The organism is Xenorhabdus bovienii SS-2004, assembly GCF_000027225.1.
Classification (GTDB): Bacteria; Pseudomonadota; Gammaproteobacteria; order Enterobacterales; family Enterobacteriaceae; genus Xenorhabdus; species Xenorhabdus bovienii_C.
Genome location: NC_013892.1, coordinates 1,938,011 through 1,962,645, shown reverse-complemented (window position 1 = coordinate 1,962,645; position 24,635 = coordinate 1,938,011). Strand labels below are relative to the sequence as shown.

3 protein-coding genes and 2 pseudogenes (1 of these 5 cut by a window edge) are annotated in these 24,635 nt (G+C 54.8%); 1 reads left to right on the top strand and 4 read right to left on the bottom strand.

What is annotated here, in order from left to right; all coding sequences use genetic code 11:
* Position 1: 1 nt before the first annotated feature.
* The 4 genes and pseudogenes from XBJ1_RS08390 to XBJ1_RS08380 all read right to left on the bottom strand — a co-directional run bounded on the left by XBJ1_RS08390 (position 2) and on the right by XBJ1_RS08380 (position 3,703).
* On the bottom strand, positions 2 to 1,540 hold the full coding sequence (locus XBJ1_RS08390; protein WP_230578746.1) for a ShlB/FhaC/HecB family hemolysin secretion/activation protein: 1,539 nt from the start codon (positions 1,538 to 1,540) through the stop codon (positions 2 to 4).
* 807 nt (positions 1,541 to 2,347) lie between these two features.
* A pseudogene (locus tag XBJ1_RS21380) lies at positions 2,348 to 2,518 on the bottom strand (transposase); the annotation flags it as partial.
* A gap of 10 nt (positions 2,519 to 2,528) precedes the next feature.
* Positions 2,529 to 2,627, bottom strand: a pseudogene (locus XBJ1_RS22455) (IS1 family transposase); the annotation flags it as partial.
* 260 nt (positions 2,628 to 2,887) lie between these two features.
* On the bottom strand, positions 2,888 to 3,703 hold the full coding sequence (locus XBJ1_RS08380; protein WP_012988447.1) for an SAM-dependent methyltransferase: 816 nt from the start codon (positions 3,701 to 3,703) through the stop codon (positions 2,888 to 2,890).
* Positions 3,704 to 4,566: 863 nt separating this feature from the next.
* On the opposite strand from XBJ1_RS08380, the gene XBJ1_RS08370 reads away from it, so the two are divergent.
* Positions 4,567 to 24,635 carry the 5' portion of a non-ribosomal peptide synthase/polyketide synthase gene (locus tag XBJ1_RS08370; RefSeq protein WP_012988445.1) on the top strand. It continues 8,875 nt past the right edge of the window, so 20,069 of the gene's 28,944 nt are visible here — the first part of the coding sequence; its start codon is at positions 4,567 to 4,569; its stop codon lies off the right edge, out of view.

Genomic DNA, 24,635 nt, shown 5'->3' with positions numbered 1-24,635 from the left:
TTCAGTACTGCCAGTTCAGGCTAAAACCTATGTGAGCGTTGTCAGTTTTAAAGCCATCCGGTTTGGAGAACGGCGTACCCACCGAAACATCGTATGAAAGATTAGCGGGACGAATATTACCCCTGAAGCCGAGAACGCCCCCCGCCAACGTACGGCCGATGATGATATCCGCCCCCCGTCCCCCGACCCGGCCATAATCCGCCCCCAGATACAACTGCTGATCAGGCAACGGCGTCTGCCATGACAAGGTATTACGCAACGTCCAGCCTTTATCTGCACTCAGCGTCCGTTCGCCATCAAAGCCGCGCACACTCCAGCGGTTGCCGATACTGAACTGATCTTGTGGCGTCAGTGGGGTATTACTCCACTGGCGCTGATACTCCACACGGTGCTGAAATTGTTGGTCGCCCAGCGTAAAGGGCGTGTTGAGCGAAGCAGAAAGCTGGATAATTTCCGATTGCGCCGTCGCATAGTCAGCGCTGTCACGGTCATTCCGCTCTTCATAAGCCGGTAGCGCCCCAAACCAGCGGGTCCCTTTCTGGTAACGAATACCGGTATCCAGCACCGCCGCACCGATATAATGGCGATGGCCGAGCCCTAAATTCCAGCTACTGGTGCGACGCTTTTGGCCTTCAATTTCCGTATCCTTGGTGAAATTACGCGTCTGACGGAGATTAATTCCATAGGTCAGGGTTGTTTTGGAACGGGCATTGCGATGCAATACCCGGCTTAGCTGCGCATTCAGGCTCTGGCTACGGCCGCGATATTTTGCCTCTTCATTGAGCTGGGGCACGGTTTGTGCGTAGGTGTAACTACTGCCTGTTATCGCAAACTGCGAATAGCCCAAGGGCACTGAATAATGTGCACTGTAATTGGTCGAGTTTTTGCGATTGGAGAAAGCCAAATCACGCGTCATGGAGAGATAAAACAAGTCACTGAGTGACGTCGGATTATCCAGCGCCAACATCAGCCCGCCCTGCGTCCGTCCGGTGGCCTTAGTTCCGCTGTTATCGACCCAGGCACCCATATGCCAGAAACGGGGCTGCTGGCGCTTAATCACGATGTCACTTTCTCCCGGCTGTTCCCCCGGCACTATTTCCATGCTGGCCTGGACGTTGGGTAAACGTTGCAGGTTCTCCATCCCCTGTTCAATATCACGCAAATCCAGTAACTTTCCTTCACGGGCTGGCATGGCAGTATAGAGCGTTGCGTATTTATCAGAATCATCGGTATAACGGATATGCCGCACCGTTCCCGGTAAAACCCGCAATTTCAGTTCGCCTTGACTTAAATCCTGTTCAGGTGCTAAGACTCGCGTGGTTACCCAACCGTGGGCAATCAGTCGGTTTTGCAGGTTTGACATTACTTGATTAATGCCCCGTACGCCCAAGCAGTGATCTTTGGCAAGATCGGCCAAGCGCTGTACAGGCACCCAATGGGGAAGCCCTTCACGGCCGGAGACGGTCACCTTCTGTATCAGGAAACAGGGGGTTTCTTTAGGAAACGCCAAAGAGAACGGTGAAGATAATGGTGACGACAAACGCACATCCGGCGGATGGGCATCCAGTTTTTGTTGTTGTGCCTGTTGCTGCTATGACTGATGAATGAAAGGCTGCTCATCAGCACGCGGTTCAGTGGATGGTTCAGCCTGTGCCCCAAATGAAACCAAGCAGGCCAGACCGATAGAATGCGTTTTTCGTTTTCCCATTTTCGTTATTTCACCCTGCGACCCAAAAAATCAAACCCGCCCCAACGCCAATGCGCATAAAATGGGCTGCTCATGTTTAATGCAGTATATTTTTCAAGCAAAAAATAGTGCCATGTCCTGATGTACATTGACAACACGTAATGACAAAAATCAGCCCATTGCTTTTTTTCTTAAAGAAAGCAACGGACTGATATAAAAAGAAAAAACATTATATTTAATTAGGAAAATAAATGATTAGGCGGGAAATATAACCACTTTTTATGATGAGCAAAATAGGGATTTATCCGAAATTTTCATACCCTACTTCACCATCATCTAAGTACTACAGCCGTACATTCCATTGTGGCATGATAGTCTCTGACATTTTGCGACAGAACCACCTAATTGTGCATCGACGACAACCTATACCATTGTCGAAAAAGCTCACCTCACCTCCCAGAATTGCCCTTAAGCGGCGGGGAAATCGTAGTTTGACTACATCATATGCAGCAACAGAAAAACGCGATTTAAATTAAAAAATAAAGCCAATTATTCATTTGGCTGATTAAGGATCTGGGTGTCTGCCCATTCTTTCAGATCTTTCATGTCGTCATGTTCAATCTGGCACACCAAACGCCATACGGTTGTGCCGGGCGTGTTGCCACTGTATTGACGTTGCACACCGACAGAATGTGTGCCTTTTTTGATAAAGCCGGTTTCATCCACAATGAGCATCCTCTGTTCATCGCCCAAATGCTCTGTCACATAGCCCCGCAAAATATCGCGGGCGACGTCGACATTCCAGTGAACGCGCTCCAGCAGATGTTGAATCCCATCCCATTAGTTCTTCGGATTTTGAATAACTGATAGTTTTTCTATTCAGTCTTTTTACTCGAGTACGCTGAGTAAACGTCTTTCCAGTCAGGTGATCTTCCTCGGGAGGATATCACAACAACTAACTTGCGTTCAGGCAAGAATAAAGTAACTCAAACAAAAGAAAAAAGTTACCCCCATAGAACCTGCATTAGAAAATATTTTTTGAATTTCATTTTCATATTTCTACTGAATATTTTTCAGATAAAATATGATAAAAAACATCATCAATGCAGTAAAAAACCTTAAACTTGTCAACGAGGGTAACTGATTTTATATATATTATTATTTATAAAATACATGTATTAAAAAAAGACATTTAACATTTTATTTTTCAGCAACCACAATTAAATAAGTCGAATTGTCATTGTATGGAGAACCATCCCAATCCCCATATAATTCGACTTTAGAAAATCCAGCTTCAAGACAAAGCGCTTTGAATTCAATATCAGTATAAATCCTCACATCATATGGCCTCAAAGAAATTTCTTCATTATTTTCGTTTAATAAAGACCATATCCCCTCTTCTCTTTTTGTTATATGATTGAATCTTCGTTTTGAAACTAAAGTCCTCCCTGATTGCAATTTTCTTTTTTCTTCCAACGGAATTCTACCATCTCCGAATGCAGGAACTGTTATCATTGTGTGCATAAGGAATTTACCGCCCTCTTTCAATGCATCATAAAAATTCCTTGCGGCATTAACATTTTCTTCATCGGAAAAAAAACCAAAAGAATAAAACATATTTATTAGCACATCCACTTGTCTTTCCAATTTGAATGTACGCATATCATCTTTTCTGAAAATCACATCTGAATTATGTACTTCGGCATGCCTACGTGCAATAGATAAGTGCTCGTCATTGACATCTATTCCGATAACATTTATACCCTTTTCTCTAAGAGCAACACTGTGCCTTCCATATCCACAGGGACAATCGATAAGATACTGCCCTGATTTAAGACCACATAAATTAATAACTCCGTCAACCTCTTTATTTGTTCTTTGTACTAAATTATTTTCTCCTCCAAAAAAAGTCCGCGTTGAATCATCCGCTTCTTTATATAGTTCCCCAAAGAAACCAGCATCTTCTTCCCACCACATTTTTTCTTTATTACTTTGGGTTACAATAATATCAGACATTACAACCTTCCATTTAAATTATTAATAAGAGGACAATGATTATTATTAATAATAACATTTTAGTTTGTGATTTAACTCACGCATCTTTATATTAATATATAATTTTCAGTTATAATAAAGTAATTGCAATCATAGTATTTTAGTTTCATTTTATATTATTTTCAAATGTAGCATAAAACAATAATAATCACATAAAGAAAACGAAAGTTAATTTTTAATAACTGTAGATGAACACAAAGAAATTCCCTTTGAAAATGTTGAATAAAATATTAAACCAAGGGCAAATAACAAATAACAAATAACAAATAACAAATAACAAATAACAAATAACAAATAACAAATAACAAATAACAAATAACAAATAACAAATAACAAATAACAAATAACAAATAATAAATAATAAATAATAAATAATAAATAATAAATAATAAATAATAAATAATAAATAATAAATAATAAATAATGATCTTATTATAAAAATTAGCCATGTGAAATATTGATAGAATAAATAAATACAGTTAATAACTTTTAAATAAAGTTATAATTTTATTAAATATAATCATAACAATATACCTTTTTTCATTCTCTGTTATTACTGTAATAACGCTGATTTTATAAATACCTTAACGTGATTAAATAATTACCACACATACTGACAGCAATGATACCTCAGTATCCAATCCATCACGACCAAACCACCAGTAATTTTAATGATACTTATCAAAAATAAATGAATTCTAACTCTTTTATAAGTGGGATTAAAAAAATAAAGTATCTGCTTATGAAATAACTCATTTTTCAATGTCCAGCAACATCACATAACTCACATTCCATCTATTAGCCTAGCGAGCAGGAGTTAAGTAATGCCTATGTCATGCAATCGTATCAACAAAGATCAGCTTGCGTTTGAAAGTTCCTCTGAATCCTCCTCTTGCAAATTTTCGCTCAGCTCTACCCAACAAGTTGTCTGGCTTGACCAAATTCTCCATCCTGACAGTCCCAGCTACAATCTCGCTTCACTTGTCGTCATTGATGGAAAGCTGGATGAAACACTGTTAGTGCGCGCCTTTGAAGCCATTGTTTATCGTCATGACGCATTACGTTTACGACTCATCAATACCCAGAAACTGCCGCTTCAGGAACTTATGGACACGCTTCCGGTATCCGTGACAACCCACGACTTCTCACATCATGCCGACGCAGAAGCCCAAGCCGCACAACACATACGCGCTACTTTCATGCGTCCGTTCGAGTTATATGGGGAGCTATGGCGCTGCGAACTGCTGCAAGTCAGTGATACACGCTGGTACTGGCATTTTTGTTGTCATCATCTGATCGGCGATGCCACGAGTTTAGGGTTAATTCCCGAAGATCTTGCCAACACTTATCGTCACTTAATCAGAGAAGAGGCACTACCAGAAACCCCTCCTTCCTATCTCGATTTTATTGCCGAGGATCGTGCCTATCTCGATTCACAACGCTATGTACACGACCGGCAATTCTGGTTGGAACGCTATGTGAACTTGCCTCCGGCATTGCTCCAACCGCCTAATCCCGATAGAACGGCAGATCACGGACAAACCGAACCGGTGCTTTGGCAATTGGATAAGGGGCTTTTCCAGCGCATCGAAGATACTGTGACCGAGCATGGGTTGTCTGTCTTGCACTTCATGTATGCCGTTCTGGCTTGCTATTTCGCCCGTACCACCCAGGCGGAGGAAATCGTCATCGGCATTCCTGTGCGCAACCGTAAGAACGTCAGGCAAAAACGCACGTTGGGCATGTTCTCGTCAGTCATTCCCGTCGGCATAACCATTACACCTCATGACACCTTCCTTGATGTTATGCACAAAGCGGCAACAGAGTTGCGTCATTGCTATAAACGTCAGCGCTTACCAATCGCGGAGATTAATCGGCATATACAAATCCAGCAGAAAACAGGACGCGCTCAACTATTCGACATCATGCTGTCATTTGAGTCGTTTCAGGCGAACGCTGACCTGCCCGGTGCCACTATCAAATACTCAAAAATACAACGTGGAACACCGTTTCCTTTTTTTATCGCGATCTACCAATACACATTCGCTAACAATGAGGATATCAATCAGCCCGTTACGATTGAATTCAATTACTCAACCCACTACCTAAACTGCACTGAAGTGATGGTTCTCCAATCGCGTTTAGCCATGTTGATGGAAGCCGCTCTCACTTCTCCCGAGACACAGATCCGAAGCTTACCTGTTTTGCCGCCGGCAGAGCGACAGCAACTGCTGGTGAACTTCAACGCTACCCAGACGGACTTGCCGCAGGATGGGTTTATCCATTCACTGTTTGAGGCTCAGGCTACACATAATCCCGACGCCACCGCCGTAGTGTACGAAGACCAGACACTCAGTTATGACGAACTTAACCACCGCGCCAATCGTCTGGCTCATCACCTCATCGCACTGGGAGTACGTCCGGACGATCGGGTGGCGATTTGTGTTGAACGCAGCCTTGAGATGGTGGTGGGCTTACTCGGTATCCTTAAGGCCGGCGGCGCCTATGTGCCGCTCGATCCGGCTTATCCGGCCGAGCGGCTGGCGTATATGCTCAATGATGCGGCACCCGTGGTCTTACTCACCCAGACGGGGCTGACCAGCCACGTCTCTACTCCCGTACCCAAAATCGTACTCGATACTCAGGATGCGTCCCTGATGGCGCAACCGGATCATAATCCGGATACACAGGCTCTGGGGCTGACGTCACGCCATCTGGCGTATGTCATCTACACCTCCGGCTCCACGGGGCTGCCCAAGGGAGTGGGAATGCCTCTGGCAGCATTGTCGAACTTGTTGCAATGGCACCGTCAAGATCCTTCACATCTATCCGGAACCGGTAAAACGCTACAGTTTGCCGCGCTTGGATTCGATGTCGCTTTTCAGGAGATATTTACGACGCTGTGCGAAGGCGGATGTCTGGTCTTGATTAATGAAGAAACACGTCGGGATCCGCAACAATTCCTCCGCCTGATTCAGCAAAAACAGATTGATAGAATCTTCCTCCCCTACATTGCACTACAACATCTTGCCGAAGCGGCCAGTCACATTGAGGGAGATTTTTCTTGCTTAGCCCACATCATTACCGCCGGTGAACAATTACGTATCACGCCTGCTATTCGCCGCTTTCTACAACGTTCCGGATCATGCCAGTTGCACAATCACTATGGCCCGACTGAAAGCCACGTGGTTACGGCATATACGCTGGATAAGAATATGGATCAGTGGCCAACTTTTCCTCCCATTGGTCGCCCGATTGCCAACACCCAAATCTATCTCCTCGACCCGCAGGGTCAACCCGTCCCCCTCGGCGTTACCGGCGAAATCCATATCGCCGGCGCTGATGTTGCCCGCGGCTACCTGAACCGCCCTGAACTGACTGCCGAACGTTTCCTTGCCGATCCCTTCTCTTTCGATCCGGACGCCCGTATGTACAAGACCGGCGATCTCGGCCGCTGGCTTTCTGACGGCAATATTGAATACCTCGGCCGCAATGACTTTCAGGTCAAACTGCGCGGCTTCCGTATCGAACTCGGTGAGATCGAGGCGCAACTGATGCAATGCCACGGTGTGTGCGAAGCCATCGTTCTGGCGCGCGAAGACGAGCCGGGGCACAAGCGACTGGTCGCTTATCTGCGGCCTCAGGCCGGCGTTGAACTGGTTCCCGCCGAGCTGCGCCAGCAACTTGCCCGGCACCTTGCCGAATATATGCTGCCCAGCGCCTTTATGACACTTGACGTTTTCCCGCTCACCCCCAATGGCAAACTTGACCGTCAGGCGCTCCCTGCGCCCGACTCGTCCGCCGTAGTCACGCGGGGCTATGCTGCACCGGTCGGTGAAACAGAAACCACCTTGGCGCAGATCTGGCAAGACTTATTGGGACTGGAGCGGGTCGGCCGTCACGACCATTTCTTCGAACTCGGCGGCCATTCGCTGCTTGCTGTTCAGCTCGCCGCACGCGTACGTCAGGATCTGGCGCGGGAATTGCCGCTACAGCAACTTTTTGCCCTGCCTCTTCTGGCCGATTTGGCTCAGGCGCTCAGCGCCGCTTCGGCAATCGCTCAAGTCATCATCCCCGCCGCCGATCGCAACCAGCCGCTAGCACTGTCCTTCGCTCAGCAGCGATTGTGGTTTCTCAGTCAACTCGATCCGGCCGCTAGTCTGGCCTATCATATTCCGGTGACACTACGCCTTACCGGCCAACTCAACCTCCATGCCCTGAGCACGGCGCTCGATCACCTGATCGCCCGGCACGAAAGCCTGCGTACCCGCTTCGTACTCGTTGAGGGTCAACCCTGCCAGCACATTGATCCCGCCGATGTCGGTTTTGCCCTGTCCTGTCAGGATCTGCGCGCGCTGAATCCGGTAATGCACACTCACCGCATTACCGAGCTTGCTGATCTTGAGGCGCAGACGCCATTCGATTTTACTCAGGGTCCGCTGATCCGCGGTCAACTATTGCAACTCGCGGACGAAATGCATGTGTTGTTGCTCACCCAGCATCACATCATCTCTGACGGCTGGTCTATCGGGGTGCTGGTGCACGAACTGGGCACTCTCTACCACGCCGTCCTCGATGGCCACAGCGATCCCCTGCCGCCGCTGTCCCTCCAGTACGCCGACTATGCGCTCTGGCAGCGTGACTGGCTGCAAGGAACCGTCCTTACGGAACAGCGTGATTTCTGGTGTGCACAGCTCCAGAATGCCCCGGCCTTGCTGGCACTCCCTACCGATCGACCACGCCCATCCATACAGCGCTACACCGGCGGCCAAGTTCCCTTCCGGCTCGACAGCGCCTTATTAACGTCGCTTAAGGCGCTCGGACAACGCCACAACACCACCCTGTTTATGACCGTACTGACCGCCTGGAGCATCGTCCTCACCCGGCTGAGTGGTCAGGATGACATTGTTATCGGTACCCCCGTCGCTAACCGCCCTCACCGCGAGTTAGAGGGTATGATCGGTTTCTTCGTCAATACCCTGGCCCTGCGCGTGACACCGGGTGATGCGCCCCGTGTGGTTGATCTGCTCGCGCAGGTTCGTGAGCGCGCACTCGCCGCCTATGCCCATCAGGATCTGCCCTTCGAGCAGGTGGTCGAAGCGCTACAGCCCGAACGCAGTCTCAGCTACAGTCCGGTCTTTCAGGTGATGCTGTCCCTAAACAACACGCCGGCTCAAGACCAGACATTACCCAGTTTGCAAATCTCTCAGGTCGAACAGGAGAGTCATAGCGCGCACTTTGATCTGATGCTGTTGCTGACCGAAACCGAAGCGGGTCTGGTCGGGGGACTGGAATATGCCACCGATCTGTTCGACACCACGACCGTTGAGCGTATGGTCGGCTATTTGCAACAGGTGCTGGCAGCAATGGTAGCCGATGCGACACAAACTCTCGCATGTCTGCCAATGCTGCCAGACTCGGAACGGCAACAGTTGCTGGTGGACTTCAACGCCACCCAAGTAGACTTCCCGCAGGATGCCCTGATCCACCAACTGTTCGAGACTCAGGCAGCACACAGTCCCGATGCCACCGCCGTGGTATGCGGGGAGCAAATACTCAGCTATGGCGAACTAAACCGCCGCGCCAATCGTCTCGCCCATCATCTGATCGCACTGGGGGTACGGCCGGACGATCGGGTAGCGATTTGTATGACACGCAGTCCGGAGATGGTGGTGGGACTGCTCGCGATCCTCAAGGCGGGCGGTGCCTATGTGCCACTCGATCCGGCCTATCCGGCCGAACGGCTGGCCTATATGCTCGATGACGCCGCACCGGTAGCCTTGCTCACCCAGACAGCGTGGGTTGATACGCTGATCAGCCCCGTCCCCACGGTGGTGCTAGACCCCCAGGCATCGTTTCTGGCGGCACAATCGATCCACAACCCGGAGGCACAGGCGCTGGGGCTGACGTCACACCATCTGGCGTATATGATCTACACCTCCGGCTCTACCGGCCTGCCCAAAGGGGTAGCGATCGCCCACCGCAATACCGTGAATTTCCTCACTTGGGCGCAACGGACTTTCAATCCGGAGGAGTTGGCGCATACCCTGTTCGCCACCTCACTTAATTTTGACTTGGCGGTGTACGAATGCTTTACGCCACTCGTCTCTGGCGGCACGGTTCATCTCGTTCCTGATGCGCTGTCACTGGTCACCACCGAACAACCCGTCAGCCTGATCAATACCGTGCCGTCAGCCATCGCGCATTTGATTGAGGCTAACGCAGTTCCTGCAACCGCCCGGACAGTCAATCTGGCCGGTGAGGCGTTGAAACCGCACGTCGTTGAACATTTGTTTACCCGTACATCCATACAGAATGTGTGCAATCTGTATGGCCCCTCTGAGACGACGACCTATTCAACCTGGATACGAATGAACCGGACGGAGGGTTTTGTTAGTCATATCGGCCGCCCGATCGCCAATACCCGGATCTATATTCTCGATACCTACGGTCAGCCCGTTCCTCTTGGCGTGGCCGGCGAAATTCATATCGCCGGTGCCGGCGTGGCTCGCGGCTACCTGAACCGTCCTGAACTCACAGCCGAGCGCTTTTTTACTGATCCGTTCTCCACCGATCCGGATGCCCGTATGTACAAGACCGGCGACCTCGGCCGCTGGCGTCCCGACGGCAATATCGAGTATCTCGGCCGCAATGATTTTCAGGTCAAACTGCGCGGCTTCCGTATTGAACTCGGTGAGATCGAGGCGCAACTGATGCAGTGTCGCGGCGTACGCGAAGCCGTAGTGCTGGCACGCGAAGATGAGCCGGGACAGAAACGCCTGATTGCCTATCTGCGGCCTCTGGACGGCGTTGAACTGGTTCCCGCCGAACTACGTCAGCAGCTTGCTCAGCATCTTGCCGAGTACATGTTGCCCAGCGCCTTTATGACACTCGAGTCCTTTCCGCTCACCCCCAATGGCAAACTCGACCGTCAGGCACTCCCTGCTCCCGACCTGTCTGCTGTGGTGGCGCGCGGCTATGAAGCTCCGATCGGTGAGACAGAAACTGCACTGGCGCAGATCTGGCAAAACCTGTTGGGGCTGGAGCGAGTCGGCCGTCACGACCACTTCTTTGAACTCGGCGGCCATTCCCTGATGATCGTCGGTCTGATCGAACAGCTATACGACCTTGGTTGGCGACTCGATGTCCGCAGTGTGTTTGCCACCCCGATTCTCAGCGGGATGGCACAGGCTGTTCAGGGTGACGCTGACGCCTTTGTCGTACCGCCTAACCGTATCCCTGAAGGCTGTACCGCCCTTACCCCCGACATGCTGTCTCTGGTTTCGCTATCTCAGGCCGAGATTGACGCCATCGTCAAGGTAACTCCCGGCGGTGCAAGCAATGTGCAGGATATCTATCCGCTGGCACCGTTGCAGGAAGGTATCCTGTTCCATCACCTGTTGCAGACTCAGGGCGATACCTATTTATTGCAGAGCCTGATCGCCTTTAACAACCGAGAACATCTTGATACTTTCCTGTCCGCCTTGCAGCAGGTCATCGACCGCCACGATATCCTGCGCACGGCTGCCTGCTGGCAAGATCTGGCGCAGCCGGTTCAGGTGGTCTGGCGTCAGGCACCGCTGTGTGTCAATCACTTTATCCCGGCCACGGCTGACGATATTCCGGCTCAGTTATCCGCGCACACCGATCCGCGCCGGCACCGTCTCGACCTGAGCCGTGCACCGCTGTTCACCGCCGACATCACCCACGATCCGGCACAGGATGAATGGCTGCTGGCGCTGCGCTTCCACCATCTGGTCAGCGACCATATGACGCTGGAGCTGATTTTCGCAGAGATTGCCCAAATTCAGCAGGGGCATGCTGAGTCGCTGCCCGCCGCCCTGCCCTACCGCAACTTTGTCGCCCAGACTCTGAGTGTACCGGCCGCAACCCATGAGGCCTATTTCCGCACCCAGCTTGCCGACGTTGACGCACCGACTGCGCCGTTCGGCGTACTCACGATGCCGGGCGATAACGAATCCATCGCCGAAGCCCATCTTCCGCTCGACCCCGCTCTGGCAGACGCTATCCATGCTCAGGCTCGTCGTCTGGGTGTCAGTCCGGGTGTGCTGTTCCATGTGGCCTGGGCTCAGGTACTGGCGCAGACCAGCGGCCGCGACGACGTGGTCTTTGGCTCCGTACTGCTGGGTCGTTTACAAGGGATCGCAGGCGCTGCCCGAATATTAGGAATGTTTATCAATACCCTGCCGGTGCGGGTTTCTCTGGCCGGTCGCAACGTACAAGAGGTGGTGCAGGCCACCTACCGCAGTCTGACGACGCTGCTGGAACACGAACAGGCACCGTTAGCACTGGCGCAACGCTGTAGCAATGTGACCCAACCGATGCCGCTGTTCAGTACCCTGCTTAATTACCGTCACAGCCAGACCAGCGGAACTAACGCGGTTGAGACGGGTATGCGCATCGTCGCTACAGAGGAACGAACCAACTATCCGCTCACCCTGTCGGTCGATGATCTGGGAACCGGTTTCCGTCTGACCGCCCAGACGGTGGCGGGAATCGATCCGACCCGCATCACCGCCTATCTCGCCACGGCCATCAACGGTCTGGTTGATGCTCTGGCTCGTGATCCACAGCAGTTGATCCGGAATGTGCCAATATTACCGCCGACAGAGCGGCAACAATTGCTGGTGGCGTTCAACGCCACTCAGTCGGATTTCCCGCAGGACGCGCTGATCCACCAATTATTCGAATCTCAGGTGGCGCACCATCCCGATGCCCCCGCCGTGGTATTTGAAGGCCAATCGCTGAGTTATCACGAACTGAACCATCGCGCCAATCGTCTGGCTCATCATTTGATCGCGCTGGGTGTACTCCCGGATGATCGGGTGGCAATTTGTGTCGAACGCAGTCCGGAGCTGTTGATCGGCTTACTCGGTATCCTCAAGGCGGGTGGCGCCTATGTGCCGCTCGATCCAACCTATCCGGCCGAACGGCTGGCCTATATGCTTGATGACGCAGCACCCGTGGCCTTACTCACTCAGGCGGCATGGGTCGATACACTGGACAGCCCCGTCCCCACCGTGGTACTCGACGCCCAAGAATCGGCTATGGCAGCACAACCGACCCACAACCCGGACGCGCAGGCACTGGGGCTGACGTCACGCCATCTGGCGTATGTGATCTACACCTCCGGCTCCACCGGGCTGCCCAAAGGCGTTATGGTTGAGCACCGCAGTATCAATCGGTTGGTCATCAACAATCCTTATGCAGACATCAGTTCAGACGACTGTGTTGCCCATTGTGCCAATATTGCTTTTGATGCATCAACATGGGAAATCTGGTCTGCCCTGCTGAACGGCGGGCGTCTGCATGTGGTTTCATCATCAGCGCTGCTCGATCCGGTACGTTTCCGCGATTCACTGGTCAAAGGACAAGTCACCGCCCTCTGGTTAACAGCCGGCTTGTTTAACGAATACCTCGGTGATCTTGAACCCCTGTTCGGACAATTGCGTTACCTGCTCGTCGGCGGCGATGTACTGGATCCACGGAAGATCCGGCGTACACAGTTGGCTGAGTGTCAGCCGGCACACCTGATCAACGGCTATGGCCCAACGGAAACCACGACGTTTGCCGCAACCTATCGCATAAGCTCACCCGTCGATGTGAATCGTCCCATCCCTATCGGCTGTCCAATCGCCAATACCCAAATCTACCTCCTCGATCCGTATGGTCAGCCCGTTCCCCTTGGTGTCGCCGGTGAAATTCATATTGCCGGTGCCGGCGTTGCCCGCGGCTACCTGAACCGCCCTGAACTGACTGCCGAGCGCTTCCTGACCGATCCCTTCTCGTCAGACCCGGACGCCCGTATGTACAAGACCGGCGACCTTGGGCGCTGGCTGCCCGACGGCAACCTCGAATACCTTGGCCGCAATGATTTTCAGGTTAAACTGCGCGGCTTCCGTATTGAGCTGGGTGAAATCGAAGCCCGGCTGGTGCAATGCCACGGCGTGCGTGAAGCCGTGGTGGTGGCTCGTGAAGACGAGCCGGGTCACAAGCGGCTGGTCGCCTATCTGCTACCTCAGACCGGCGTTGAACTGGTGCCGGCCGAACTACGTCAACAACTTGCCCGACACCTTGCCGAATACATGCAGCCCAGCGCCTTTATGACGCTCGACACTTTCCCGCTGACTCCCAACGGCAAACTCGACCGGCAGGCGCTTCCTGCCCCCGACCTGTCCGCTATAGTGACACGCGGCTATGAAGCCCCGATCGGTGAAATAGAAATCGCACTGGCTCAGATCTGGCAAGACCTGCTGAAACTGGAACAAGTCGGCCGTCATGATCACTTCTTTGAACTCGGCGGTCACTCACTGCTTGCCGTCCAGCTCGCCGCCCGTGTACGCCAACAATTGGCACGGAAGTTGTCATTACAGCAACTTTTTACCCAGCCTCTCCTGACGGATCTGGCTAAAACGCTCACCGACGCTTCGGCAATCGCTCAAGTCGTTATTCCTGTCGCCGATCGCAGCCAGCCGCTAGCGCTGTCTTTCGCCCAGCAGCGGTTGTGGTTCCTCGGTCAGCTCGATCCCGCCGCCAGCCTGGCCTACCATATTCCGATGGCACTGCGCCTCACCGGCTCGCTCAACCACAACGCTCTGACCACCGCGCTCAATCATCTGGTTATCCGGCACGAAAGCCTGCGTACCCGCTTCGTATTGATCGAAGGCCAACCCTGCCAGCACATCGATCCCGCCGATATCGGCTTTACTCTGTCTTGCCAAGATCTGCGCCCGTTGGATCTGACGGCGCGGGCGAATCGTGTCGCCGAGCTTACCGCCCTCGAAACCCAGATCCCCTTCGACTTTGTGCGGGGGTCGCTCATTCGTGGGCAACTGCTGCAACTGACGGACGCGGAGCATGTGTTGTTGCTTACCCAACATCACATCACCGCTGACGGCTGGTCCATCGGTGTCCTGATGCACGAACTGGGCGTCCTCTACCGCGCCGCCCTCGACGGCCACGACGATCCCCTGCCGCCGCTATCTATCCAGTACGCCGATTATGCCGTCTGGCAGCGTGACTGGCTGCAAGGCGCTGTTCTCACTGAACAGCGTGATTTCTGGTACAGCCAACTCCAGAACGCCCCGTCCCTGCTGACACTCCCCACCGACCGGCCACGCCCGTCAGTGCAGCGCTACGCCGGTAACCGGATCCCCCTCCAGCTTAATGCCGACTTACTGGCATCGCTCAAAGAGCTCGGACAGCGCCATCACACTACCCTGTTTATGACCCTGCTGACCGCCTGGAGTATCGTTCTCTCCCGGTTGAGTGGTCAGGATGACATTGTCATCGGCACCCCCGTCGCTAACCGCCCTCACCGCGAGTTAGAGGATATGATCGGTTTCTTTGTCAATACTCTGGCCCTGCGTGTTACGCCGGGTGATGCGTCCCGGGTGGCTGATCTGCTCGCACAGGTTCGTGAACGGGCGCTTGCCGCCTATGCCCATCAGGATCTGCCCTTCGAGCAGGTGGTGGAAGCGTTGCAGCCCGACCGCAGCCTGAGCTACAGTCCGGTCTTCCAAGTGATGCTGGCCTTGAACAATACTCCGTCCCAAAATCTGGCATTATCGGGTCTGCAACTCGCTCCGGTTGAACAGGTGCGTCATAGTGCTCATTTCGATCTGACATTATCGCTGACCGAAACTGAGGCCGGTCTGGTTGGTGATCTGGAATATTCTACCGACCTGTTCGACTCTACGACCATTGAACGCATAGTCGGTTACTTGGAAAATGTTCTGGCGGCGATGGCTGCCGATGCGACACAAACTGTTGCAGGTCTGTCGATGCTGCCGGACTCGGAGCGGCAACTGTTGCTGACCGATTTCAATGCTACCCAAGCCGATTTCCCGCAGGACGCCCTGATCCACCAATTATTCGAAGCCCAAGCGGCACATGCCCCTGATGCCACTGCCGTGGTGTTTGAGGATCAGACACTCAGCTATAGCGAACTGAACCACCGTGCCAATCGGCTGGCTCATCATCTGATCACGCTGGGCGTGCGGCCGGATGATCGGGTGGCGATTTGTGTCGAACGCAGCCCGGAGCTGGTGGTTGGCCTGCTCGCTATCCTCAAGGCCGGTGGCGCCTATGTGCCGCTCGATCCAACCTATCCGGCCGAACGGCTGGCCTATATGCTTGATGATGCCGCACCGGTGGCTCTGCTGACTCAGAAGGCACAGGCCGACACGCTGATCAGCCCCGTGCCTATAATCATGCTCGACGCACTCGCGTCATCTCTGGCAGTGCAACCGACTCATAATCCGGATACTCAGATACTGGGGCTAACGTCACGCCATCTGGCGTATGTCATCTACACCTCAGGCTCCACCGGGCAGCCCAAAGGCGTCATGGTCGAGCATCGCGGCCTGAGCAACCTGATCGCTACGCAACAGGACACTCTGGCGATCAATTCCGGCAGCCGTATCCTGCAATTTGCCTCAAACAGCTTCGATGCCGGTATCTGGGAATGCGGTATGGCACTTCTGGCGGGTGCCAGCCTCCATCTTGCCCAGCGAACTCATCTTCTGCCCGGTGCTGCACTACTGGAGACGCTGGAGACTCATGCCATTACCCATGTACTGCTGTCGCCGACCGCGTTGGCGGCACTGGATTCAGTCCCTGTGACATTGCAGACCCTGATCGTGGGCGGTGAGGCCTGCTCCCCTTCGCTGGTCAAACGCTGGGCTACCAGCCGGCGTATGGTCAATGCCTATGGACCGACGGAAAGTACGGTCTGTGCGGCTATTTATCTGTGCGATAACCAAGAAGAAGGCGCTCCGCCTATCGGCCGGCCGATCGCCAACACCCGGATCTATATTCTCGATACCTACGGTCAACCCGTCCCGCTTGGTGTGGCCGGCGAAATTCATATCGCCGGTGCCGGCACTGCCCGGGGCTACCTGAACCGACCCGAACTGACGGCCGAACGTTTTCCGGCCGATCCTTTTTCTTCCGATCCGAATGCGCGCATGTACAAAACCGGCGACCTCGGTCGTTGGCGCCCCGACGGCAATCTCGAATATCTTGGCCGCAATGATTTTCAGGTCAAACTGCGCGGCTTCCGCATTGAGCTGGGCGAGATCGAGGCACAACTGATGCAATGTGAGGGTGTACGTGAGGCAGTAGTGCTGGCACGCGAAGACGAGCCGAACCATCCGCGTCTGGTCGCTTATGTGCAGCCTCAGTCCGGTGCTGAACTGATTCCCGCCGAACTGCGTCAGCAACTTGCCCGACACCTTGCCGAATACATGCTGCCCAGTGCCTTTATGACGCTCGACGCTTTCCCGCTCACCCCCAACGGTAAACTTGACCGTCAGGCGCTCCCCGCTCCCGATGCGTCCTCCGTGGTCACACGCGGCTATGAAGCTCCGGTCGGTGAGGCGGAAACTATCCTTGCACAAATCTGGCAAGACTTACTGGGGCTGGAACAGGTCGGCCGTCACGACCATTTCTTTGAACTCGGCGGCCATTCGCTGATGATCGTCAGTCTGATCGAGCGGCTACGCGGCTTCGGCCGGCGACTTGAAGTCCGCAGTGTGTTCGCCACCCCTGTCCTTGCCGAGATGACACAGGCTATTCAGGATGATGCCGACGCCTTTGTGGTACCACCCAACCGTATTCCCGAAAATTGCGCCGCCCTCACCCCCGATATGCTGTCTCTGGTCTCGCTGTCTCAGGCTGAGATTGAAGCTATCGTCGAAGCAATTCCCGGCGGAGCGGGCAATGTGCAGGATATCTACCCGCTGGCGCCGTTGCAGGAAGGCATCCTGTACCATCACCTGTTGCAGACTCAGGGCGATACCTATCTGTTGCAGAGCCTGCTCGCCTTTGACAGCCGCGTGCATCTCGATACCTTTCTGGCCGCCCTGCAACAAGTCATCGACCGCCACGATATTCTGCGCACCGCTGCCTGCTGGCAGGGATTGACGAAGCCGGTTCAGGTGGTCTGGCGTCAGGCGCCGCTGTGTGTCAATCACTTGCTCCCGGCTACGGCAGACGACGTCCCGGCTCAGTTATCCGCGCACACCGATCCGCGCCGGCACCGTCTCGACCTGAGCCGAGCGCCATTATTCGCTGCCGATATCGCCCACGATCCGGCACAGGATGAATGGCTGCTGGCGCTGCGCTTCCACCATCTGGTCAGCGACCATATGACGCTGGAGCTGATTTTCGCTGAAATTGCCCAAATCCAGCAGGGGCAGGCCGAAACGCTGCCCGCCGCCCTGCCCTACCGCAATTTTATCGCCCAGACCCTGAGCGTGCCGGCCGCAACCCATGAGGCCTATTTCCGCACCCAGCTTGCCGACGTTGACGCACCGACTGCACCGTTTGGTGTACTCACGATGCCGGACGATAATGAATCCATCGCCGAAGCCCGTCTTCCGCTCCCCCCCGCTCTGGCAGAGGCCATCCGCGCTCAGGCGCGCCGTCTACGGGTCAGTCCGGGCGTACTGTTCCATGTGGCCTGGGCTCAGGTGCTGGCACAGACCAGCGGCCATGACAATGTGGTTTTTGGCTCTGTGCTGCTGGGCCGTCTACAGGGGGTCGCGGGCGCTGACCAAATATTGGGAATGTTTATCAATACCCTGCCGGTGCGGGTTTCTCTGGCCGGCCGTAGTGTGCAGGAAGTGGTACAAACCACCTATCGCAATCTGACAACCTTGCTGGAGCACGAGCAGGCACCGCTGGCGCTGGCACAGCGTTGCAGTGGCGTAGCGCAATCACTGCCACTGTTCAGTACCTTACTTAATTACCGTCACAGCCAAAGCCGCGGGGCAGACGCAGTTGATATACTCCGGACAGGTATGCGTATTGTCGCTACAGGAGAGCGAACTAACTACCCGCTCACCCTGTCAGTGGATGATCTGGGAACCGGTTTCCATCTGACCGCTCAGGCCGTAACCGGAATCGTGCCGTCTCGCATAACCGCTTATCTGGTTACCGCCATCAGCGGTCTGGTCGATGCCCTGACCCGAGATCCGCAACAATTGATCCGGGATGTATCCATCTTACCGCCGACAGAGCGACAACAACTGCTGGTAGAGTTCAACGCCACCCAGACGGATTTCCCACAGGATGCACTAATCCACCAATTATTCGAGGCTCAGGCGGCGCACAATCCTGACGCCATCGCCGTGGTATTTGAAGGTCAATCGCTGAGTTATCACGAACTGAACCGCCGCGCTAACCGTCTGGCTCATTATCTGATTGCACTGGGGGTGCGTCCGGATGATCGGGTAGCGATTTGTGTCGAACGCAGTCTGGATCTGGTCGTGGGTCTGTTCGGTATTCTCAAGGCGGGTGGTGCTTACGTGCCGCTCGATCCGGCTTATCCGGCCGAGCGACTGGCGTATATGCTTGACGACGCGGCACCCGTGGCCTTGCTGACTCAAACAGCATTGACCGACACACTGGTTAGCGCCATACCCACAATCTTACTCGACGGCTCAGAACCGCTCCTGATGACGCAACCGACTCACAACCCGGACGCTCAGTCACTGGGTCTGACGTCACGCCATCTGGCGTATGTCATCTACACCTCCGGCTCCACCGGATTACCCAAGGGGGTGATGGTCGAGCATCGCGGCCTGAGCAACCTGATCACTACGCAACAGGATACTCTGGCGATCAATTCCGGCAGCCGTATCCTGCAATTTGCCTCAAACAGCTTCGACGCCGGCATCTGGGAATGCGGCATGGCACTTCTGGCAGGAGCCAGCCTCCATCTTACCCAGCGAACTCACCTCCTGCCCGGAGCTGCCCTGTTGAATACTCTGGAGACTCATGCCATTACCCATGTGCTGCTGTCGCCAACAGCATTGGCGGCACTGGATTCCGTACCCGTAACACTGCAAACCCTGATCGTGGGGGGGGAGGCCTGCTCACCTTCACTGGTCAAACGCTGGGCTACCGGCCGGCGTATGGTCAATGCCTACGGCCCGACGGAAAGTACGGTCTGTGCAGCCATTTATCTGTGTGATAGCCGGGAAGAAGGAGCCCCGCCGATCGGCCGTCCGATCGCCAACACCCAAATCTATCTCCTTGATGATGACGGCCAGCCCGTTCCCCTCGGTGTCGCCGGCGAAATCCATATCGCCGGTGCCGGCATTGCCCGTGGCTATCTGAACCGCCCTGAACTGACCGCCGAACGCTTTCTTGCCGATCCCTTCTCTCCCGATCCGGATGCCCGTATGTACAAGACCGGCGACCTCGGCCGCTGGCTTCCTGACGGTAACATCGAATACCTTGGCCGCAATGATTTTCAGGTCAAACTGCGCGGTTTCCGTATTGAACTGGGTGAAATCGAAGCCCGGCTGGTGCAATGCCACGGCGTGCGCGAAGCGGTAGTGCTGGCGCGTGAAGATGAGCTGAGCCACCCACGCCTGATCGCTTACCTGTTACCTCAAACCGGCGTTGAACTGGTGCCGGCGGAACTGCGTCAACAGCTTGCTCAGCACCTCGCCGAGTATATGCTGCCCAGCGCCTTTATGGTGCTCGACGCTTTCCCGCTCACCCCCAACGGCAAACTTAACCGTCAGGCGCTCCCTGCCCCTGACACGTCCGCCGTGGTGGCACGCGGCTATGAAGCCCCGATCGGTAAAATAGAAATCGCGCTGGTTCAGATCTGGCAAGACTTACTGGGTCTGGAGCGGGTCGGTCGTCACGACCATTTCTTTGAGCTCGGCGGCCATTCGCTGCTTGCCGTCCAACTGGTGGCACGCGTGCGTCAGGATCTGGCGCGGGAGTTACTGCTACAGCAACTGTTTGACCTGCCTCTTCTGGCGGATTTGGCTCAGGCACTCAGCGGAACTTTAACAACCGCTCAGGTCGTCATTCCCGCGGCCGATCGCAATCGGCCGCTACCGTTATCTTTCGCCCAGCAGCGGCTCTGGTTCCTTGGTCAGCTCGATCCGGCCGCCAGTCTGGCCTACCATATTCCGGTAGCCCTGCGCCTCACCGGCCAACTTGACCGCCACGCGCTGACCACGGCACTCGATCGTCTGGTCGCCCGACATGAAAGCCTGCGTACCCGCTTTGTCCTGATCGAGGGTCAACCCTGCCAGCATATCGATCCCGCTGACATCGGCTTTACCCTGTCCTATCAGGATCTGCGCCGACTGGAACCTGCGGCACACACCAACCGTATAGCCGATCTCATTGCCCGCGAAGCGCAGGCATCCTTTGACTTTATTCAGGGACCATTGATTCGCGGTCAACTGCTGCAATTGACAGGCGAAGCGCATGTGTTGCTGCTTACTCAGCATCATATCATCTCTGACGGTTGGTCCATCGGGGTGCTGGTGCATGAACTGGGCACCCTCTACCGCGCCGTTCTCGACGGCCACGATGATCCCCTGCCGCCGCTGTCTCTCCAGTACGCCGACTATGCGGTCTGGCAGCGCGACTGGCTGCAAGCAACGGCCCTCACTGAGCAGCGTAATTTCTGGTGTACACAACTCCAGAATATCCCGGCCTTGCTGGTACTCCCCACCGACCGGCCACGTCCACCGGTGCAGACCTATACCGGCGGCCGGGTATCCTTCCAGCTCGATACCACCTTGCTGGCATCACTCAAGGGGCTAGGACAACGTCATCACACCACCCTGTTTATGACCGTGCTGGCTGCCTGGAGTATCGTTCTCTCCCGGTTGAGTGGTCAGGATGACATTGTCATCGGCACCCCCGTCGCTAACCGTCCTCACCGCGAGTTAGAGGATATGATCGGTTTCTTTGTCAATACTCTGGCCTTGCGTGTTACGCTGGGTGATACGCCCCGTGTGGCCGATCTGCTTGCACAAGTTCGTGAACGGGCGCTTGCCGCCTATGCCCATCAGGATTTGCCCTTTGAGCAGGTGGTGGAAGCGCTACAACCCGAACGCAGCCTGAGCTACAGCCCGGTCTTTCAGGTGATGCTGGCCTTAAACAACATGCCGGCTGAAAATCTCGTGTTGCCCGATCTGCAACTCTCTTGGGTTGAACAGGCACACCATAGCGCCCACTTCGATCTGACGTTGTCGCTGACTGAAACTGAGGCGGGTCTGGCGGGTGATCTGGTCTATGCCGCCGAGCTGTTCGACCCCGCGACCGTTGAGCGCATGGTCGGCTATCTGGAGAATGTGCTGGCGGCGATGGCGGCTGATGCAACGCAAGCTATTACGAGCCTGCCGATACTGCCGGCATCTGAGCGACAACAGTTGCTGGTGGACTTCAACGCCACCCAGACGGACTTCCCGCAGGACGCTTTGATTCACCAATTATTTGAGGTTCGGGCGGCACACAATCCCGGCGCAACGGCCGTGATATGTGGAGAGAAAACGCTCAGCTATGACGAACTGAACCGCCGCGCCAATCGTCTGGCTCATCATCTGCTTGACCACGGTGTGCGCCCGGACGATCGGGTGGCAATTTGTCTGGAACGCAGCCCGGATATGGTGGTGGGACTGCTCGCTATCCTCAAGGCAGGCGGCGCTTATGTGCCGCTCGATCCGGCTTATCCGGCCGAGCGGCTGGCGTATATGCTGGATGACGCCGCACCGGTGGTCTTACTTACTCAGGCGGCACAGGTCGCCACACTGGGCAGCCCCGTGCCTACGGTCGTACTCGACGCTCAGGATGCGTCCCTAATGGCGCAACCGGATCATAATCCGGACACACAGGCACTGGGGCTGACGTCACGCCACCTTGCCTATGTGATCTATACCTCAGGCTCCACCGGACTGCCCAAAGGGGTAGCGATCACTCACCGCAATACCGTGAATTTCCTCACTTGGGCGCAACGGGCTTTCAGTCCGGAGGAGTTGGCACATACCCTTTTTGCCACCTCACTTAATTTTGATTTAGCGGTGTACGAATGCTTTACGCCGCTGCTCTCTGGCGGCACAGTTCACCTTACCCCCAATGTACTGTCACTGCTTACGGCAGAACAGTCGGTCAGCCTGATCAACACGGTGCCGTCGGCCATCGCATACTTGACTGAGTCTGACGCGATCCCCATGACCACCCGGACGGTTAATCTGGCCGGCGAGGCCTTGAAACCGCACATCATTGAGCACTTGTTTGCCCGTAAATCCATACAGAATGTCTGCAATCTGTATGGTCCCTCTGAGACGACGACCTATTCAACCTGGGTACGGATGAGCCGGGCGGAGGGCTTTGTCAGTCATATCGGCCGCCCGATTGCCAACACTCAGATCTATATTCTCGATGGCTACGGTCAGCCCGTTCCCCTCGGTGTGACCGGCGAGATTTATATCGCCGGCGCCGGCGTGGCCCGCGGCTACCTGAACCGCCCCGAACTGACTGCCGAACATTTTCTTACCGATCCGTTCTCCGCCGATCCGGATGCCCGTATGTACAAAACCGGCGACCTCGGCCGCTGGCGCTCTGATGGCAATCTCGACTACCTCGGCCGCAATGACTTTCAGGTCAAACTGCGCGGCTTCCGCATTGAGCTGGGCGAAATCGAGGCGCAACTGATGCAATGTTACGGCGTGCGCGAGGCGGTGGTACTGGCACGCGAAGACGAACCGGGACAGAAGCGCCTGATTGCCTATCTGCGGCCTCTGGATGGCGCTGAACTGCTTCCCGCCGAACTACGTCAGCAACTCGCCCGACACCTCGCTGAGTACATGCTGCCCAGCGCCTTTGTGATGCTTGAGGCCTTCCCGCTGACCCCCAATGGCAAACTCGACCGTCAGGCACTCCCTGCTCCCGACCTGTCTGCTGTGGTGGCACGCGGCTATGAAGTCCCGATCGGTGAGGCAGAAACTATTCTTGCGCAAATCTGGCAAGACTTACTGGGGCTGGAGCAAATCGGCCGTCACGACCATTTCTTTGAACTCGGCGGCCATTCGCTGATGATCGTCAGTCTGATCGAACGGCTACGCGGCTTCGGCTGGTGGCTTGGCGTCCGTAGTGTGTTCGCCGCCCCCATCCTCGCCGAAATGGCGCAGGCTGTTCAGGGTGACGCCAGCGCCTTTGTGATACCACCCAACCGTATTCCCGAAAATTGCACTACCCTCACTCCCGACATGCTGTCTCTGGTCTCGCTGTCTCAGGCTGAGATCAAGGTCATCGTCGAAGCAACTCCCGGCGGAGCGGGCAATGTGCAGGATATCTATCCACTGGCACCGTTGCAGGAAGGTATTCTGTTTCATCACCTGTTGCAGACTCAAGGGGATACTTATCTGTTGCAGAGCCTGCTTGCCTTTAACAGCCATGAGCATCTCGATACCTTTCTGGCCGCCCTGCAACAGGTCATCGACCGCCACGATATCCTGCGCACCGCTGCCTGCTGGCAAGGTCTGGCGCAGCCGGTTCAGGTGGTCTGGCGTCAGGCGCCACTTTGTGTCAATCGCTTCACGCCAGCCACGGAGGATGATATCCCGGCTCAGTTATCAGCCCACACCGATCCGCGCCGGCACCGTCTCGACCTGAGCCGTGCGCCGCTGTTCGCCGCTGATATCGCCCACGATCCGGTTCAGGATGAATGGCTGCTGGCGCTGCGCTTCCACCATCTGGTCAGCGACCATATGACGCTGGAACACATTTTCGCTGAAATTGCCCAAATTCAGCAGGGGCAGGCTGAATCGCTGCCCGCCGCACTGCCCTATCGCAACTTTATCGCCCAGACCCTGAGTGTGCCGGTCGCAGCGCATGAGGCCTATTTCCGCGCCCAGCTTGCTGACGTCGATGCACCGACAGCGCCGTTCGGCGTACTCACGATACGGAACGATCGCGAATCCATCACCGAAGCCCGTCTTCCGCTCACTTCCACTCTGGCAGAGGCCATCCGTGCCGCAGCCCGTCGTCTGGGGGTCAGTCCGGGCGTGCTGTTCCATGTGGCCTGGGCGCAGGTGCTGGCACAGATCAG

Excerpts from the sequence above, each read along its gene's own strand:
- XBJ1_RS08380 (WP_012988447.1), bottom strand. The coding sequence starts at position 3,703 with ATGTCTGATATTATTGTAACCCAAAGTAATAAAGAAAAAATGTGGTGG.